At 65.7% G+C, this 16,664-nt stretch carries 16 protein-coding genes; 5 read left to right on the top strand and 11 right to left on the bottom strand.

All coding sequences use genetic code 11. The features are described 5' to 3' along the window. Positions 1-165: 165 nt before the first annotated feature. The 4 genes from ligD to guaB form a co-directional block, all read right to left on the bottom strand. Positions 166-2,682 carry a DNA ligase D gene (ligD, locus tag HND92_RS07390; RefSeq protein WP_172206635.1) on the bottom strand — a complete coding sequence of 839 codons (2,517 nt, stop codon included), beginning with the start codon at positions 2,680-2,682 and terminating at the stop codon, positions 166-168. A gap of 30 nt (positions 2,683-2,712) precedes the next feature. Next, the gene (locus HND92_RS07385) at positions 2,713-3,756 is read right to left on the bottom strand and encodes a Ku protein (protein WP_172206634.1); all 1,044 of its coding nucleotides are present in this window, start codon (positions 3,754-3,756) and stop codon (positions 2,713-2,715) included. A gap of 484 nt (positions 3,757-4,240) precedes the next feature. Further along, entirely contained in the window at positions 4,241-5,857 is a 1,617-nt protein-coding gene (guaA, locus tag HND92_RS07380; protein ID WP_011805742.1) for a glutamine-hydrolyzing GMP synthase, read from the bottom strand. A 77-nt stretch (positions 5,858-5,934) separates the two neighbouring features. Beyond that, a complete protein-coding gene (guaB, locus tag HND92_RS07375; RefSeq protein WP_011805743.1) occupies positions 5,935-7,410 on the bottom strand; it encodes an IMP dehydrogenase in 1,476 nt (491 codons plus the stop codon). Positions 7,411-7,515: 105 nt separating this feature from the next. Between guaB and HND92_RS07370 the strand changes: the two genes are divergently transcribed. Further along, on the top strand, positions 7,516-8,013 hold the full coding sequence (locus HND92_RS07370; protein ID WP_047350566.1) for a DUF4124 domain-containing protein: 498 nt from the start codon (positions 7,516-7,518) through the stop codon (positions 8,011-8,013). Between the two features lie 85 nt (positions 8,014-8,098). Here HND92_RS07370 and HND92_RS07365 read toward each other — a convergent pair whose 3' ends face one another. Next, complete coding sequence (locus HND92_RS07365) at positions 8,099-8,443, bottom strand: RnfH family protein (protein WP_011805745.1); 345 nt, start codon at positions 8,441-8,443, stop codon at positions 8,099-8,101. Beyond that, a complete protein-coding gene (locus tag HND92_RS07360) occupies positions 8,436-8,876 on the bottom strand; it encodes a type II toxin-antitoxin system RatA family toxin (RefSeq protein ID WP_011805746.1) in 441 nt (146 codons plus the stop codon). Before HND92_RS07360 ends, HND92_RS07365 begins: the two co-directional genes overlap by 8 nt. A 114-nt stretch (positions 8,877-8,990) precedes the next feature. Between HND92_RS07360 and smpB the strand changes: the two genes are divergently transcribed. The 4 genes from smpB (at position 8,991) to HND92_RS07340 (ending at position 11,330) form a co-directional block, all read left to right on the top strand. Beyond that, positions 8,991-9,464, top strand: coding sequence for an SsrA-binding protein SmpB (gene smpB / locus HND92_RS07355; RefSeq protein WP_011805747.1), 474 nt, complete (start codon positions 8,991-8,993; stop codon positions 9,462-9,464). Between the two features lie 98 nt (positions 9,465-9,562). Continuing rightward, on the top strand, positions 9,563-9,928 hold the full coding sequence (locus HND92_RS07350; RefSeq protein WP_011805748.1) for a hypothetical protein: 366 nt from the start codon (positions 9,563-9,565) through the stop codon (positions 9,926-9,928). A gap of 16 nt (positions 9,929-9,944) precedes the next feature. Beyond that, positions 9,945-10,460, top strand: a complete 516-nt coding sequence (locus tag HND92_RS07345; RefSeq protein ID WP_047350564.1) for an RNA polymerase sigma factor — start codon at positions 9,945-9,947, stop codon at positions 10,458-10,460. A gap of 30 nt (positions 10,461-10,490) precedes the next feature. Further along, on the top strand, positions 10,491-11,330 hold the full coding sequence (locus tag HND92_RS07340; protein ID WP_011805750.1) for an anti-sigma factor: 840 nt from the start codon (positions 10,491-10,493) through the stop codon (positions 11,328-11,330). On the opposite strand, the gene HND92_RS07335 is transcribed toward HND92_RS07340, so the two are convergent. From HND92_RS07335 to rbfA, 5 genes are all read right to left on the bottom strand, one after another. Further along, a complete protein-coding gene (locus HND92_RS07335) occupies positions 11,281-12,372 on the bottom strand; it encodes an enoyl-CoA hydratase/isomerase family protein (protein WP_172206633.1) in 1,092 nt (363 codons plus the stop codon). The two genes, HND92_RS07340 and HND92_RS07335, sit on opposite strands and share 50 nt — an antisense overlap. Continuing rightward, the gene (locus HND92_RS07330; RefSeq protein WP_088887079.1) at positions 12,369-13,253 is read right to left on the bottom strand and encodes a DMT family transporter; all 885 of its coding nucleotides are present in this window, start codon (positions 13,251-13,253) and stop codon (positions 12,369-12,371) included. The genes HND92_RS07335 and HND92_RS07330 overlap by 4 nt, the downstream gene beginning before the upstream one ends. Positions 13,254-13,461: 208 nt before the next feature. Continuing rightward, positions 13,462-15,291: a translational GTPase TypA gene (typA, locus tag HND92_RS07325; protein WP_011805753.1), complete on the bottom strand. Its 1,830-nt coding sequence runs from the start codon at positions 15,289-15,291 to the stop codon at positions 13,462-13,464. Next, complete coding sequence (gene truB / locus HND92_RS07320) at positions 15,288-16,289, bottom strand: tRNA pseudouridine(55) synthase TruB (protein ID WP_011805754.1); 1,002 nt, start codon at positions 16,287-16,289, stop codon at positions 15,288-15,290. The genes typA and truB overlap by 4 nt, the downstream gene beginning before the upstream one ends. Continuing rightward, positions 16,286-16,663, bottom strand: a complete 378-nt coding sequence (gene rbfA / locus HND92_RS07315; RefSeq protein WP_011805755.1) for a 30S ribosome-binding factor RbfA — start codon at positions 16,661-16,663, stop codon at positions 16,286-16,288. Before rbfA ends, truB begins: the two co-directional genes overlap by 4 nt. Position 16,664: the final 1 nt, after the last annotated feature.

The following is a 16,664-nucleotide window of genomic DNA, read 5'->3' as shown; positions in this document are numbered from 1 at the left end:
CAGGCCCGCGACCACCGGTGGCCGGGCACACGCGCAGCGAAAAGAAATGGCCCCGGCCGATGACCGGGGCGATTCAAAGGATACAGGAAGCAACCAGGTTCAATGAGGGCCGCCTAACCGCTTGTATGCCTTCCCCTCACCCTGAGTGCTTGCAGGGCACCAGGGCTATGCGTGGCGTTTTTCCCCAAGCGCCTTGATCGCCGGCCCGATGGACACGGCAGCCTCGTCATAGCCCGACCAGGGGCCGTTGCCGGTCTTCAAGCGCCGGTCCACGGTCTGCACCGTCCAGTGGGCGCCACCCGTGAGGGCGTCCAGTTCCTGCCAGGCGACGGGCACGGACACGCCCATGCCCGGCCGCGCGCGCGCCGTCCACGCACAGGCCGTGGTGGCGCCAAAGCCATTGCGCAGGTAGTCCACAAAGATCTTTCCCACGCGGTTGCGGGGCCCGCTCTTGGCCACGAAACGCTGCGGCAGGGTGCGCGCCAGATGCTGCACCACGGCTTGGCTGAAGTCTTTCACGGTATCCCAGCCGTGCAGTCGCTTGATGGGCACCACCACATGCAGCCCCTTGCCGCCGCTGGTCTTAAGGAACGATGGCAGGCCCAGCTCGGTGAGCATCAAGCGCACGAGCGCTGCGCCCTCTTGCACGTGCGCCCACGGCACGCCCTCGCCCGGATCCAAGTCGAAGGTGATGCGGTTGGGCCGCTCGATCCGGTCCTTGCGAGCATTCCAGGTGTGAAACTCGACGGTGTTCATCTGCGCGGCCGACAGCAGGCCCTGCGCCGTGGCCACTTCCAGCAGCGGCGGGTGCCCAGGATCCAGGTCAGGTGACAGCGCACTCACCCCGTCCAATGTCCCCGTGTCCAGGTGCTTTTGAAAGAAGAGCTCGCCCTCCAGACCTTGCGGCGCCCGCAGCAGGGATACGGGCCGCCCCTGCAGGTGGGGCAGCATGAGGGGCGCTACCGTGGCGTAGTACCGCACCAGATCAAGCTTGGTGAACCCCGTGGAGGGATCGACCACGCGCGCCGGGCTTGTCACCTGCAGCCCCCCCACGCGCGCGGCGCGGCTGGGCGCAGCCCCCTGCAGGTGCGCAGGCTCCTCGTGGACGATGGCGGCGGCGGGCTTGTCGTCGCGCAACCCGCGGAACACGGCGTGGCGCACCTTGCCCTCTTTCGTCCATTCGGCGAAGGAAACCTCCGCCACCAGCGTGGGCCTCACCCAATGCACCTTGCGGGGGATGGAGCGCGGCTGGGCAAACGGGCTGTCCTGGGTGCGCAAAGCGCCCAGCCGCCGGGCCAGGTCCGCGAGGACGCGCTCGCTGAAACCCGTGCCCACATTGCCGGCATAGCGCAGGGCACCGCCCTCGTCATGCACGCCCAGCAGCAGTGAACCGATCCCTGTGCGTGAGCCCTGCGGGTCGGTGTATCCGCCGATGACGAACTCTTGCCGATGGCTGCACTTGAGCTTGATCCAGTCCGTGCTGCGGCGGGAGGCATACACGCTGTCCTTGCGCTTGCCGATCACCCCTTCAAATCCCAGCCGGCAGGCCGAGGCCACCAGGTCCGCCGGCCGGGCTTCGAACGATTCGCTGAACCGCACACGGTCTGAGGAGGCTGGCTGCAGCACGCTGCGCAGCAGCGCGCGCCGTTCAGTGAGGGGCAGTTGCCTCAGATCGCGCCCGTGCGCAAAAGGCAAGTCGAAGGCGTAAAAGACCAGCGCGTCGGTCGATCGCCCGTCAAACGCGTTCTGCAGCGCCTGGAAGTCGGGGACACCCTGGGCGTCCAGCACCAGCACCTCGCCGTCGATCCATGCAGAGGACAGCGGCAAGGCGGCCAGCGCTTGCGCCAGGGCGGGCATCCTCGAGGTCCAGTCGTTGCCGTTACGGGTGTACAGCCGTGCCTTGCCGCGCTGAACCCGCGCCAGCATGCGATAGCCGTCGAACTTGAGCTCCCACAGCCACTGCGAAAGCTCGGCCGGCGGTCCGTCCACCAGCGTGGCGAGTTGCGGGGATAGCTGGTCAGGCAGCGGTGCCGTGGGCGCGGATGTCCACGGCACCGCCGCTGCCGTGGGAGGCTGAATCTGCGCGGGCCCGGCCCTCTGAGCGAATGCGCGCGCTGGTGGCGCAACCGGCGGCTGGTCTGCCACGCTGTCGGGCATTTCGTCCACCACGTTGAACTCCTCGGCCGCACGCTCCAGCCCGTCGCGCTCCTTGATCAGCAGCCAGGGGGGTTTCTTATCGTCGTCCCGGCCATGCATACGCACCAGGGTCCAGTGACCATGCAATTTGTGACCGTGGATCTCGAACTTGAGCTTCCCCTTGCGGTAGTCTTCGCGCGGATTGCCCTGCGGCACCCAATAGCCGCGGTCCCAGATGATGACCCGCCCCGCGCCGTATTGGCCCGGCGGGATCTGCCCTTCGAATTGGTTGTAGGAAATCGGGTGGTCTTCCACCTGCACGGCCATGCGTTTGTCCGCGGGGTCGTAACTGGGGCCCTTGGGTACGGCCCAGCTCTTCATGGTGCCGTCCAGTTCCAGGCGCAGGTCGTAGTGCAGGCGGCTGGCCCAGTGCTTCTGGATCACGTACTGCAGCGCCTGCGACTGCGCTCCGCCGTCCGCGGGCTCTGGCGTCACGGCAAAGTTGCGCTTTTGCTTGTACGCCGCCAGCGGGTCTTTGCGGGGCATGGTCCGTCGCCTTGTCCGGTGTACGCACGGCTATCCGTGTGCGCGGCGAGGTTTCTTGGCCGCAGCGGGCTTGGCAGGCGCCGCCTTGGCCGCCGTCTTGCGGGCCGGTGACTTTTTGGCGGCGGTCGATTTGGCCGCTGCCTTGCCCGACGGTGCAAGGCGGGTCACGGAGGCGGGTTTGTCCTTGCGCGGCGGGGTGGCCGAGGCACCCTCCAGGCTGCGCTTGAGCAACGCCGTGAGGTCCAGCACCTCCGCCCCCGCAGCCACCGCCGGCCCTTCATCCGGCTGAGCGACATGGGCAATCTCTCCGGCTGAGGCCTTGGCCTCGACCAGCCTGTGAATCTCCTCAGAGAAAGAATTGCGGAAGCGGTCCGCGTTCCACTCCTGCGTCATGTCCTCGATGAGCTGCATGGCCATGGCCAGCTCCGCGTCCTTGATACCCGCGGCTTTCGCATCCAGCGGCGGCAGGGCCAGTTGCTCGAATGAGCGGATCTCCCCTCCCCAGCGCAGCAGGTTGAGGATCAGCGCTCGGCCGCACGGAATGAGCACGGCCAGGTGCTGCTTGGACTGGATCACCACTTTGGCCACGCCCACGCGGTTGCTCTGGCGCAGGGCCTCGCGCAGCAGTGCGTACACCTTTTCGCCACGCTTGAGAGGTGCCGTGTAATAGGGACGCTCCAGGTAGACAAAGGGGATCTCGTCGGCGTCAAGAAACGCCTCGATCTCGATCGTCTGCGTGACCTTGGGAAAGGCGGCCGCGATTTCCTCGGGCGTCAGAATGACGTAGCGGCCTTCTTCATACTCCACACCCTTGACGATATCGGCCGTGGCGATTTCCTTGCCCGTGATTTTGTTCACACGCTTGTACCCCACCGGCTCCATCGACCGGCGGTCCAGCCAGTCAAAGTCGATGCCCGAGCTGACGGTCGCCGAGTACAAGCCCACAGGAATATGGACGAGGCCAAAGCTGATCGCCCCCTTCCAGAGGGTGCGTGTCGAGGTGGGGGCCTTGCCCTGCCCCTGCTTCGCGCCAGATGGGAGAGCGTCGCTCGCGGTGGGTTGCTTAGATCGCATGTGCAAACGCTATCCATGGCGCAGGGGCGCAGATGTAGGACAGCGGTTGCTTCTATCGTGGTGGAATCTCCGATCATCCTGGGGCGTCGGACTATGTGCGGAGGCTTCTTGCCGTCGGCCTGATGTGCGGACGCTGTCGCATCCCCATCGCCGCGCCCCCGGTGCATCGCCCTGCACCCGACAACTGCACTGCCCGCACACGGACCAGCGGCTCGCTCTGCTTGTTCAGGCAGCCTGGCAGGCACCAGCACTAAGCCCCACGTTCATAGGCAGCCCCGTGTGCGCCCCGTTCGGCGCAATCCACGCCCTCTTCCCCAATGCAATCCATATTCACATAAAAAGGCTGCAACCCCTACCTAGCAAGCGCCAGCAGCTCCTATTTTTAGAGCAAAAGACCAACGCCCGGTGTTCAGACCGGGCGTTGTGCGGAAGTTGACGGGGGTTACAGGAGCAGCACCTACTGCCTCCTAGACGCCGGTAAGCGTCACTCCCACTCGATGGTGGCAGGCGGCTTGCTCGACACGTCGTAGGTCACGCGGTTGATGCCGCGCACCTCATTGATGATGCGGCTGGAGACCTTCTTCAACAGCGCATAGGGCAACTCCGCCCAGTCGGCTGTCATGAAGTCGCTGGTCTGCACCGCGCGCAATGCCACCACATAGTCGTAGGTGCGGCCATCGCCCATCACGCCCACGCTCTTGACGGGCAGGAACACGGTGAAGGCCTGGCTGGTGAGGTCGTACCAGGTCTTGCCCGTGGCTTCGTCGGTGAAGTTGCGCAGCTCTTCGATGAAGATGGCATCGGCGCGGCGCAGCAGGTCGGCGTATTCCTTCTTCACCTCGCCCAGAATGCGCACACCCAGACCCGGGCCGGGGAACGGATGGCGGTAGACCATTTCGCGCGGCAGTCCCAGGGCCACGCCGAGCTCACGCACCTCGTCCTTGAACAGGTCGCGCAGCGGCTCCAGCAGTTTGAGGCCGAGTTGCTCGGGCAACCCGCCCACGTTGTGGTGGCTCTTGATGGTGACGGCCTTCTTGCTCTTGGCACCGCCGGACTCGATCACGTCGGGGTAGATGGTGCCTTGCGCCAGGAAGGTCGCGCCCTTGTGGCCCTGGCCGCTGGCCTTGAGCTTTTCGGCTTCGGCCTTGAACACGTCCACGAACAGGCGGCCGATGATCTTGCGCTTTTGCTCGGGCTCCGACACACCGGCCAGCTCACCCAGGAACAGGTCCGAGGCATCCACGCGCACCACCTTCGCGTGCAGCTTGCCTGCGAACATGTCCATGACCATATCGCCTTCGTTGAGGCGCAGCAGGCCGTGGTCCACGAACACGCAGGTAAGCTGGTCGCCAATCGCACGGTGGATCAGGGCCGCAGCCACCGACGAATCCACGCCGCCAGACAGGCCCAGGATCACTTCCTCGTCGCCCACCTGCTCGCGGATCTTCTGCACGGCTTCCTCGATGTGGTCGCGCATGATCCAGTCCGCCTGGGCGCCACAGATCTCGCGCACGAAGCGGTTGAGCAGCGCGGCGCCCTGCACCGTGTGCGTGACCTCGGGGTGGAATTGCACGGCGTAGAAGCGCCGCGTTTCGTCCGCCATGCCGGCGATGGGGCAACTGCCGGTGGAGCACATCAGCTTGAAACCGGGAGGCAGCTCGGTGACTTTGTCGCCGTGGCTCATCCACACCTTCAGCATGCCGTGGCCCTCGGGCGTGGAGAAATCCTCGATGCCCTTGAGCAGCGCGGTATGGCCATGGGCGCGGACTTCGGCATAGCCGAACTCGCGGCTGTGCGAGCCCTCGACCTTGCCGCCCAGTTGCGCGGCCATGGTCTGCATGCCGTAGCAGATGCCCAACACGGGCACCCCCAACTCGAACACGGCGTCAGGGGCGCGGTCGTCCACTTCGTAGACGCTGGCGTGGCTGCCCGACAGGATCACACCCTTGAGCTTGCCGTCTGCGGCGAACTGGCGCACCCAGTCGCTGCTCACGTCGCAGGGGTGGACCTCGCAGTAGACATGCGTCTCGCGCACGCGGCGCGCGATGAGTTGGGTGACCTGGGAGCCGAAGTCGAGGATGAGGATCTTGTCGTGTTGCATGGAGAGCGACAGGGTCGGTAAAAGACAAAAGGCCCGAACACCTGGAGACGGGTTCGGGCCTGCGGAATGGCGAAAACTCAGTCCGCCCGGTAGTTGGGGGCTTCCTTGGTGATCTGCACGTCGTGCACGTGCGACTCGCGGATGCCAGCCGCCGTGATCTCCACGAATTCGGCCTTGTTGTTCATCTCTTCGATGGTTGCGCAACCACAGTAGCCCATGGCCGCACGCACGCCGCCGGCCATCTGGAACACGATGGACACCATGGAGCCCTTGTAGGGCACGCGGCCTTCGATGCCTTCAGGCACCAGCTTGTCAGCGTTGGGATTGCCCGTGGTGGCCTCCTGGAAGTAGCGGTCGGCCGAGCCCTGCTGCATGGCGCCGATCGAGCCCATGCCGCGGTAGCTCTTGTAGGAGCGGCCCTGGTACAGGATGACTTCGCCCGGCGCTTCCTCGGTGCCAGCGAACATGCCGCCCATCATGATGGTGGACGCGCCTGCGGCCAGCGCCTTGGCGATATCGCCCGAGAAGCGAATGCCGCCGTCGGCGATCAGTGGCACACCTGTGCCCTGAAGCGCGGTGGCGACGCTGTCGATGGCCATGATCTGGGGTACGCCCACGCCAGCCACGATGCGTGTGGTGCAGATGGAGCCGGGACCGATGCCGACCTTGACCGCATCGGCGCCTGCCTCGGCCAGGGCCAGCGCGGCAGCGCCGGTGGCGATGTTGCCGCCGATCACGTCCACTTGCGGGTAGTTCTGTTTGACCCAGCGCACGCGGTCGATCACACCTTTGCTGTGGCCGTGGGCTGTATCCACCACGATGGCATCCACACCGGCCTTGACCAGCAACGCCACGCGCTCTTCGGTGCCCGCGCCGACGCCCACGGCAGCAGCCACGCGCAGGCGGCCTGCCGCATCGCGCGCGGCGTTGGGGAACGTGGTCTGCTTGTTGATGTCCTTGACCGTGATGAGGCCCTTGAGCTCAAAGGCGTCGTTCACCACCAGCAGGCGCTCCAGCTTGTGGCGGTTGAGCAGTGCCTTGGCCTGCGCGGGGGTGGTGCCGTCTTTTTCGTTGACGGTGATCAGCTTCTCGCGCGGCGTCATGATCTCACGCACCTTGACGTCGTAGCGCGTCTCGAAGCGCACGTCGCGGCTGGTGACGATGCCCACCACCTTGCCACCGTCACAGACCGGGAAGCCCGAGATGCCCAGGTTCTCGGACAGTTCCAGCACCTGCAGCACCGTGTGTTCGGGTGTGATGACCACGGGATCGTGCACCACGCCGGATTCATGCCGCTTGACCTTTGACACCTCGGCCGCCTGCTGCTCGGCCGTCATGTTCTTGTGAATGACGCCAATCCCCCCTTCTTGCGCGATGGCGATGGCCAGACGCGCTTCGGTCACGGTGTCCATGGCGGCGGACACGAGCGGGAGGTTCAGGGTGATGTTGCGCGTGAAGCGCGTGACGAGGGAGGTGTCCTTGGGCAGGACCTGGGAGTACGCCGGCACCAACAACACATCGTCGAAGGTGAGCGCTTTTCCAAGAAGGCGCATGTGAAAGCTCCAAAAAAAGGATTGTACCCGCCGCGCGACAAATCGCACACGTCCCGCGTGAACGCCCCTTGGTGGGTGCAGCCGCTCACCGCTACACTCGCCCGCATGAAACCGCACAAGCTTCTTCTGCTGGCGCTGGGCTGCGCCTGGGCCATGGGCGCATCGGCCCAATGGCAATGGGTGGACAAGGATGGGCGCAAGGTGTTCAGCGACCGCCCACCGCCACAGGACATTCCTGACAAGAGCATCCTCAAGCAACCGCAGCGCGCCCTGCCGCGTACCGCGATGGCAGCGCCCGCATCGCCAGCGTCGGCTCCCGCATCCGAAGCCGCCGCGCCTGCCAGCGGCAAGGACAAGCAGCTGGAGGAGAACAAGGCCAAGGCTGACGCCGCCGAAGCCGCCAAGAAGAAAGCGGAGGAAGACCGCGTGGCCAAGGCCCGTGCCGACAACTGCGCGCGCGCCAAACGCGCAAAGGAGCAGTTGGCGCCCGGCCAGTTGGTGAGCAATGTCAATGCCAAGGGGGAGCGGGGCTTCATGGACGACGCAACCCGCGCAGCAGAATTACGCCGAGCGGAAGCGACCATCGCTTCCGACTGCAAGTAGCAGCTACCCCATAAACGCGCCACCGGCCGCCCTTCTGCATGGATGAGGCGGCCGTTTTGTTTTCAGCGTATGCTGAGAAGCACTCTCAATAACCGGACTTGGCCCCCGGCCGGCGTTTGGCGAACAATCCCGCCGCACGAGCGCCCTGGCGCGCAAAGCGCTGGCGGCGCGCCAGCTTCGGGTCAACCCGCAAGGGGCGGCAGCCTTCCACGCGGTCACCATCGTGCAACAGGTCGTCCAGTCTGCCTTCCCTGCCCCAAATGCCCCAGACAAGCCCCTCAGCCTGTGCATCCAGTCCGCAGGCGCTCAGAGCATCGGCCACCGTAGCACCGGCCGGAAGCAGTAGCACCCACTCGTGCACATCGCCCGGTTGCCGCGAGATGGCCACCGCGATGCGCAGCCGCTCCGGCGGGGGCAAGGTTTCAGCCATAAACCTGCTCGGCCCGTTTGATGAAGGCATCGATGAACGTGGCGGCGATGCGGTCAAACACGGGGCCGACCAACGCCGCCAATGCCCGGTTGTCAAAGCCGTAGCTCAGCTGGAGTTCGACCTTGCATGCGCGCTGCGTACCGTCCCCCACAGGATGAAAGTGCCAGTCGCCGTCGAGCTGTGAAAAGGGGCCCTCCACCAGCTCCATCTTGACGCGGCGCCCGGGCTCATGCGTATTGCGCGTAACAAACGACTTGCGTATGCCGCCCAACGCAATGCCCACTTCCGCCTTCATGCCGTTTGCATGGGTTTCCAGGACGGTGGCGTGGTCGCACCACGGCAGGAACTGCGGATACTTGGCCACGTCCGTCACGAGGGCGAACATTTCTTCGGGGCTGTACCAGATGAGGACGGACTTGTTGACAGTTTTCATGCAGGCGAAGGCTGGATGGGCCTGGTGGCACAGCCGGCCTAGAATCGATGGTGCGAGACGACAACAATTGTAGGGAGACCCTTGATCTCCCGGTTTGCGCCGCATCTATTCACCATGGCCAAGAAACCTGACACATCGTCCCGCATCGCCGACAACAAGAAGGCGGCATACAACTATTTCTTTGAAGAGCGCTACGAGGCGGGGCTGGTGCTGCACGGCTGGGAGGTCAAGGCACTGCGCGAGGGCAAGGTGCAGCTTACCGACGGCTACGTGATCATCAAAGATGGGGAACTGTTTCTCATCGGCTGCCAGATCAACCCGCTCAAGACCGCGTCCACGCACGTCAGCCCCGACGCGGCGCGCATCAAGAAGCTGCTGATGCACAAGGACGAAATCCGGCGCCTGATCGGCAAGGTCGAGCAAAAAGGCTACACCCTGGTGCCGCTGAATCTCCACTGGAAGGACGGCCGCGCCAAATGCGAGATTGCCTTGGCCAAGGGCAAGGCCGAGCACGACAAGCGCGACACCATCAAGGAGCGCGAAGGCAAGCGCGAGGTGGAACGCGTCATGAAGAGCCGCCACCGCTGATCTTTTTTTGGCGGAGGGTGGAATAAACGCACCGCCCCCGGTGTTCATGCCAGCGTCCGGCCACAATTCCTCTGGCCGGCACCCTTCCGGAGAACACCATGACCAAGCTCAGTTCCCTGCTCGCCGCGCTGGCACTCGCCGGCTGTTATTCCCTCGCGCCCGCGCAAGTCAGCACCCAGGACGGCGTGCTCGTCGGCCCGAACGGCATGACGCTCTACACCTTCGACAAGGACGTAGCGGGCGATGGCCAGTCGGCCTGCAACGGCGCCTGCGCCACCAACTGGCCACCCCTGACCGCCACCAGCGCCCCCGCGGGTGAAGGCTACAGTCTGATCCAGCGCGCCGACGGCAGCAAGCAGGTGGCCTACAAGGGCAAGCCGCTGTACTACTGGATCAAGGACGGCAAGCCCGGCGACAAGACGGGGGACGGCGTGAACAACCTGTGGCGCGCCGCCAAGCCATGAGCCCCACAATGCGTCCATGAACCGCGTCCAGATCGTGGAGCAACTGCCGGGGTTGCGCCGCTATGCGCGCGCGCTCACCGGCGACGCATGGGCAGCCGACGATCTGGTGCAGGACACGCTGGAGCGCGCCTGCCGCAAGTGGCTGCTGTGGCGCGGCGGCAGCAATCTGCGCGCCTGGCTTTTCACGCTGATGCACAACCTGTACCTCAACCAGCGCCGCGGCCTGGTGCCCGTGCAGGCGCTGGATGTGGATGCCCTGGCGGCCATCGCGGACGCGCCTGACGCCTCCCACGAAACAGCCATGGACCTGGACCGCTGCCTGCAACGCCTGCCCGTCGATCAACGGGCCGTGCTGCTCCTGGTGACACTGGAAGACATGGCCTATGCCGACGTGGCGCGTGTGCTGGGTATACCGGAAGGCACGGTGATGTCGCGGTTGTCCCGCGCTCGCGCACGCATGCGCGAATTGATGGAGCCCTCAGTCCACGCCCAGCCGTCATCCACCCCGACTGCCTTGCGCCGCATGAAATGAAGCGCCCTTTCCGCCCGTAGTGAGCCCGCCATGAAGCCCGACCCTTTCAGCCCTTCGGACGAGACGCATCTGCATGCTTTGGCGGACGACCGGCTGCCGCGCGCCCAGGCAGAGTCGCTGCACTCCCGCATGGACTCCTCGCAGAGGCAGCGTGCCGAAGCGTGGGCGCAACAGCGTGCGCAGCTGCAGACCCTGCACGCTGACTGGTTGCGGCAGCCTGTGCCCAATGTGCTGGTACAGGCGGCAGAGCGCCTGCAAGACGCACACGACACGCAACAGCACTGGGCCCGTTGGGGCGGCTTTGCCGCGGGCTGGGTGCTGGCGTTCGGGCTGGGCTGGAGCCTGCATGCGACGGACGGCAAACAAACCACACTGGCCACGGCCCCCCCGCAACGGTTCGTGCAGCAGGCGGCCGTGGCGCACGCGGTCTACCAACCCGAACAGCGCCATCCTGTGGAAGTGGCGGCCGCGCAGCAGGACCACCTGGTGCAGTGGCTGTCCAAGCGGCTGGCGCGCCCGCTCACCGTGCCGCGGCTGCAGGCCGAGGGGTTCGAATTGATGGGCGGGCGCCTGCTGCCCGGCGGCAGCGGGGCGCGCGCGCAATTCATGTACCAGAACGCCGCGGGCGCGCGAATCACGCTGTACCTGGGCGCACTCGACGGCCTACAGGCTGCGGCGGCACCGACCACCGCGTTCCAGTTCCACGACGAAGGGACCGTGTCCAGTTTCTACTGGGTGGACCAGGGTTTTGGCTACGCCCTCAGCGGCGAACTGCCGCGGCCCACGCTGCAGGCGCTGGCCACGGCGGTGTACCAGCAGATCAGCGCAGCGCCGCCAGCGGGTGCGCGTGCGCCGGCCAAGGGCTCTTGAAGAACGCTTGCACCAGCGCGGGCTCCACATCCTCCACGCGCGCGGGGTTCCAGCGCGGGCTGTGGTCCTTGTCCACCGCCAGGGCGCGAATGCCCTCCACCGTCTCGCTCTGGCCGGGACGCAGGTAGAAGCAGTGCCGAACCATGTCGCGCTCCATGCGCAAGTCGTCGGCCAGACCCATGCTGCGCGCACGGCGGACCTGCTCCAGCGCGACATGCAGCATCAGTGGAGAGCGCTTGCGCAACGTGGCAGCCGTGGCGCGTGCCCACTCGTCGTCAGACTGCTCCAGCGCAGCCACGATGGCCGCCGCATCATCCAACGCGAAGTAGTGATCAATTTGACCTCTAGCGCTTACAGCGCAAGCGCCAGCAGCTACAAATTTTGATGCAACCCACTGCTGAACGGCAGCGCCGTCGGCAAACGTCTGCAACGCCAGACCGTCCCACACCGCCGCTTGCTGGCCCGCCGGCAGGAAGCCGTCCGCCAGGCCGAAGTCAATGGCATCGGCTGCGCCGATGGCGTCGCCCGTCAGTGCCAGCCACTCGCCCACGCGGCCAGGGCAGCGCGAGAGGAAGTAGCCGCCGCCCACATCGGGGAACAGGCCGATCGCCGTCTCCGGCATGGCCATCTTGGTGCGCTCGGTCACGATGCGCAGCGTGCCGCCCTGGCTGATGCCCATGCCGCCCCCCATGACGATGCCGTCCATGAAGGCGATGTAGGGCTTGCCGAAGGTGTGGATCAGATGGTTGAGGGCGTATTCCTCGGTGAAGAAGTCCTCCAGTTGCGGATTGCCCGTGCTGCCCGCGGCGTGCAAAAAGCGGATGTCGCCGCCCGCGCAGAAGGCGCCGAAGGGCCCTTCGCGGCCGTTGCCGCGGATCGCCACGGCCAGTACCTTGTCGTCATGCTGCCAGGCCAGCAGCGCCGCCATCAGGTCGCGCACCATGCCCAGCGACAAGGCATTCAGCGCCTTCGGGCGGTTCAGCGTGATGCAGCCGACCTGGCCGCGCACCTCGGTCACGACTTCCGCCGTCATCTCCGTCATTGTTGCTCCTTCCATCCAAGCAGTTCATTGAAAACGAGCGCGCCGATCACCAGCGCGCCTCCCATCAGCACGGCCGGGGCTGGGCGCTCTCCAGCGCCCACCCAGGCCAGCAGAATGCCAAAGATCACTTCCAGCAGGCCCAGCAGCGCAATCTCAGGCGCCTTGAGCACGCGCGCGCAGTACACCACCAGCACGCAGGGGATCGCCAATTGGACCAGACCCAGCAGGGCCAGAAGGGACAAATCACGCGCCGTGGCCTGGAACGGCCACGCAAGCGGCAGCGTGGCCAGGGCGGACAGCGCCGCCCCCAGCAGCACGGCGGGCACCAGGTCCACCGCATGGCCCTGGCGCTGCGAGTGCTGCACCACCACCCAGTTCACGGCCGCCGCGACCGGCACGCACAAGGCAACAAGCACGCCCACCACGGACAGGCCGGAGATGCCCGAGCCATACATCCACCCGATGCCTGCGCCCGCCAATGCAATCGCGCACCAGGTGCGCGGCGCGATGTGGTGGCCAATGAAGGCCCGCGCCAGCAATGCCGTGAGCAGCGGTCCGATGGCCATGGTGACCAATACGCTGGCCACGGGGATGAGCAATATGGCGATCATGAAGGCCGTGAACATCACGCTCCAGCACACGCCAGAGATCCACACCGCCCGCCCCCCGCGCCGCAGATTGGCCAGCAACGCCCTGCCCTGCAGCACCGGCAGGATCACGCACAGCGACAGCAGCATGAAGAAGCTGCGCCAGAAGGTCACTTCAAAGCTGCGCGCCTGGTCCAGATGGCGCGTGACGACGCCCGCGATGGACCACATGAAGGTGACGGCCACCATCAGCCAGACCGCCCGCGCGTGGCCGGGCAAGGCATTCGCGGTCATCGCTGTCTCCTCCCTGTGGATTTCTTGTGTCGTCGGCATGTGCTACCCACGCATGCCGTGAGGCCCGCATGTTAGCGGCTGGCGCCATACCGCGCTGCCTCAGATGCGCGAAGGGCGAACCCTCCTAGCGGATGGGCTCACCCTTCGTCGGCTCGCAGCGCCTTGGCTGCCGCAGCCAAGCCGGTTCAGGCAGAACAGGCCTTGCCGATCACGCGCCTTCGCGGCTGGCGCGCTTGCGCTCGTGCTCCTTGAGGTGGCGCTTGCGCAGGCGAATGCTCTTGGGCGTGATCTCCACCAGTTCATCGTCCTCGATGAACTCCACACCGTACTCCAGCGTGAGGTCGATCGGGGGCGTGATCTTGATCGCGTCTTCCTTGCCGCTCACGCGGAAGTTGGTGAGCTGCTTGGTACGCGTGGCGTTCACCACCAGGTCGTTGTCGCGGTTGTGCACGCCGACGATCATGCCTTCGTACACCGGGTCGCCTGCCTTCACGAACATGCGGCCACGGTCGTCGAGCTTGCCCAGGGCGTAGGTGAAAATTTCACCATCGTCCATGGAAATCAGAACGCCGTTCTTGCGGCCGCCAATGTCGCCCTTATGCGGCTCATAGCTGTCGAAGATGTTGCTGATGAGGCCCGAGCCGCGCGTCAGGTTCAGGAATTCGTTGGTGAAACCGATCAGGCCACGGGCCGGGATGCGGTACTCCAGGCGCACGCGGCCACGGCCGTCAGGCTCCATGTTCACCAGTTCACCCTTGCGCTCGCCGAGGGCCTGCATCACACCGCCTTGGTGCCCTTCCTCGATATCAGCGGTCACCAGTTCGATAGGCTCGCAGCGCTCGCCGTCGATGTCGCGGTACACCACACGCGGCTTGGAGACGGCCAACTCGTAGCCTTCACGGCGCATTTCTTCCAGCAGGATGGTCAGGTGCAGTTCGCCGCGGCCGGACACCTCGAAGATGCCGTCCTCGTCGGTTTCCTTGACGCGCAGGGCCACGTTGGAACGCAGCTCCTTCTGCAGACGGTCCCAGATCTGGCGGCTGGTCACGAACTTGCCTTCACGGCCCGCCAGCGGCGAGGTGTTCACGCAGAAGTTCATCGTCAGCGTGGGCTCGTCGATCTTCAGCATGGGCAGCGGCTGGGGGTTGGCGGGGTCGGTGAGGGTCTCGCCGATACCCACGTTCTCGATGCCGTTGATGAGCACGATCTCGCTGGGGCCGGCTTCGCTCACCTGCACGCGGTCCAGGCCCTGGAACTGGTGGATCTGGTTCACGCGGCCCTTGTAGCTGGCGCCATCGGGGCCAGCCATGACCAGCACGTCCTGCCCGGCCTTGAGCGTACCCTGGGTGATGCGACCCACGCCAATGCGGCCCACGAAGGTGGAATAGTCCAGCGCCGATACCTGCATCTGCAGGGGTGCCGTGGCGTCACCCTTCACGGACGGCACATGCTTGAGGATGGTCTCGAACAGCGCCGACATGTCGGGGCCCCATTGCTCGCCGGGGTTGCCCTGCTCCAGGGAGCTCCAGCCGTTGATGCCCGAGGCGTAGACCACGGGAAAGTCCAGTTGCTCGTCGGTGGCGCCCAGCTTGTCGAACAGATCGAAAGCGGCGTTCACCACGTAGTCGGGGCGCGCGCCGGGCTTGTCCACCTTGTTGACCACCACGATGGGCTTGAGGCCCAGCGCCAACGCCTTCTTGGTCACGAAGCGCGTCTGGGGCATGGGGCCTTCCTGCGCGTCGATCAGCAGCACCACGCCGTCCACCATCGACAGTGCACGCTCCACCTCGCCGCCGAAGTCCGCGTGGCCGGGCGTGTCCAGGATGTTGATGTGCGTGCCGTTCCAGCTCACGGCGCAGTTCTTCGCCAGGATGGTGATGCCGCGCTCGCGCTCGATGGCGTTGCTGTCCATCACGGTGTCCACGACCTTCTCGTGCTCGGCGAAGGTGCCGGACTGGCGCAGCAGTTGGTCCACCATCGTGGTCTTGCCATGGTCGACGTGGGCGATGATGGCGATGTTGCGGATTTGTTTGCTCATAGCGTAGTTGCTTCCAATGTGCCGCGTTCAGCCCGCGGCGAGCTCTCCAGAATCTGTTGAATTTCAAGGGGGCTGAGCAGCCGGTCTGGAATCAGCTCTCCTCCCCGCACATGCCCGACCCCCAGCAGCACGCGCGGGCGCGCCCCGAACACGGCCACGGCGGGCGCGTCGGGCCAGGGGCCGCGCCGGCGCATGCCCGAGAGGAAACGCCCGGCATTGTCATCGTCCAGCGTGACAGCCGTGTGCTGCGCCAGCAAGGTCTCCACCGGGTGCACGCAGGCCATGCGCGCATCCTCGTCCATGGCCTGCAGCGCCTCCAGCGTCACGCATCGCTCCACGCCGATACCGCCCGTGTCGATACGGCGCAGGAACGTGAGATGCGCGCCGCAGCCCAGCGCCTGGCCGATGTCTTCGCCCAGGGTGCGGATGTAGGTACCTTTGCTGCAGGTCACTACTATTTTAATAGCTGGTTGCGCTTGCTCCGTATGCGTTAGCGCCAGTTTCAATGCATGGATCGTGACATCACGCGCCTCGCGCTCCACGGCAATGCCGGCACGCGCGTACTCGTACAGCGCCTTGCCGTCTTTCTTGAGCGCGCTGTGCATGGGCGGCACCTGGCGGATGGGGCCAGTGAACTGCGCCTGTACCGCCGCCAGCCGCTCGGGTGTGAGCATGGCCGGATCGACCGCGCACTGCGCCAGCACCTGACCCTCGGCGTCACCGGTGGTTGTGGTGGTACCCAACAGTGCGACGGCTTCATAGGTCTTGGGCGCTTCCAGCTGCAACTGGCTGAACTTGGTGGCGGCACCAAAGCACAGCGGCAGCACACCACTGGCCAGCGGGTCCAGCGTGCCCGTGTGGCCAGCCTTCTCGGCGCGCAGCAGCCACTTCACCTTCTGCAAGGCGTCATTGCTGGACAGGCCCAGGGGTTTGTCGAGCAGCAGCACTCCGTGCACCGGGCGCCGCTGCACCCGGATGCGGGGAGCGCGTTCGGTCATGCTGCGTCGTCGTCTTTGGAACGAGAGGCCACCGCGCGCGCGATCAGCGCATTCATGTCGGCCGCCTTCTCGGTGGTGCGGTCGTACACGAAGTGCAGCGTGGGCACGGTGTGGATGTGCAGGCGCTTGAACAGGCCGTTGCGTAGAAAGCCAGCCGCCTGGTTCAAGGCCTCCTCGGAGGCCTCACCATCACCGATGAGCACACTGAAGAACACCTTGGCGTGCGCATAGTCCGGCGTCACCTCGACCCCTTGCAGCGTCACCATGCCGATCCGCGGATCCTTGAGATCGCGGATCAGCTCGGTGAGGTCGCGCTGGATCTGATCCGCGACCTTGAAGCCGCGGTTGGGGGAAGAGGATTTCTTGGCAGCCATG

The sequence above is a fragment of the Diaphorobacter sp. JS3050 genome (assembly GCF_013154915.1).
GTDB classification, from domain to species: Bacteria; Pseudomonadota; Gammaproteobacteria; order Burkholderiales; family Burkholderiaceae_C; genus Diaphorobacter; species Diaphorobacter nitroreducens.
This window is presented reverse-complemented; position numbering and strand designations above follow the sequence as displayed.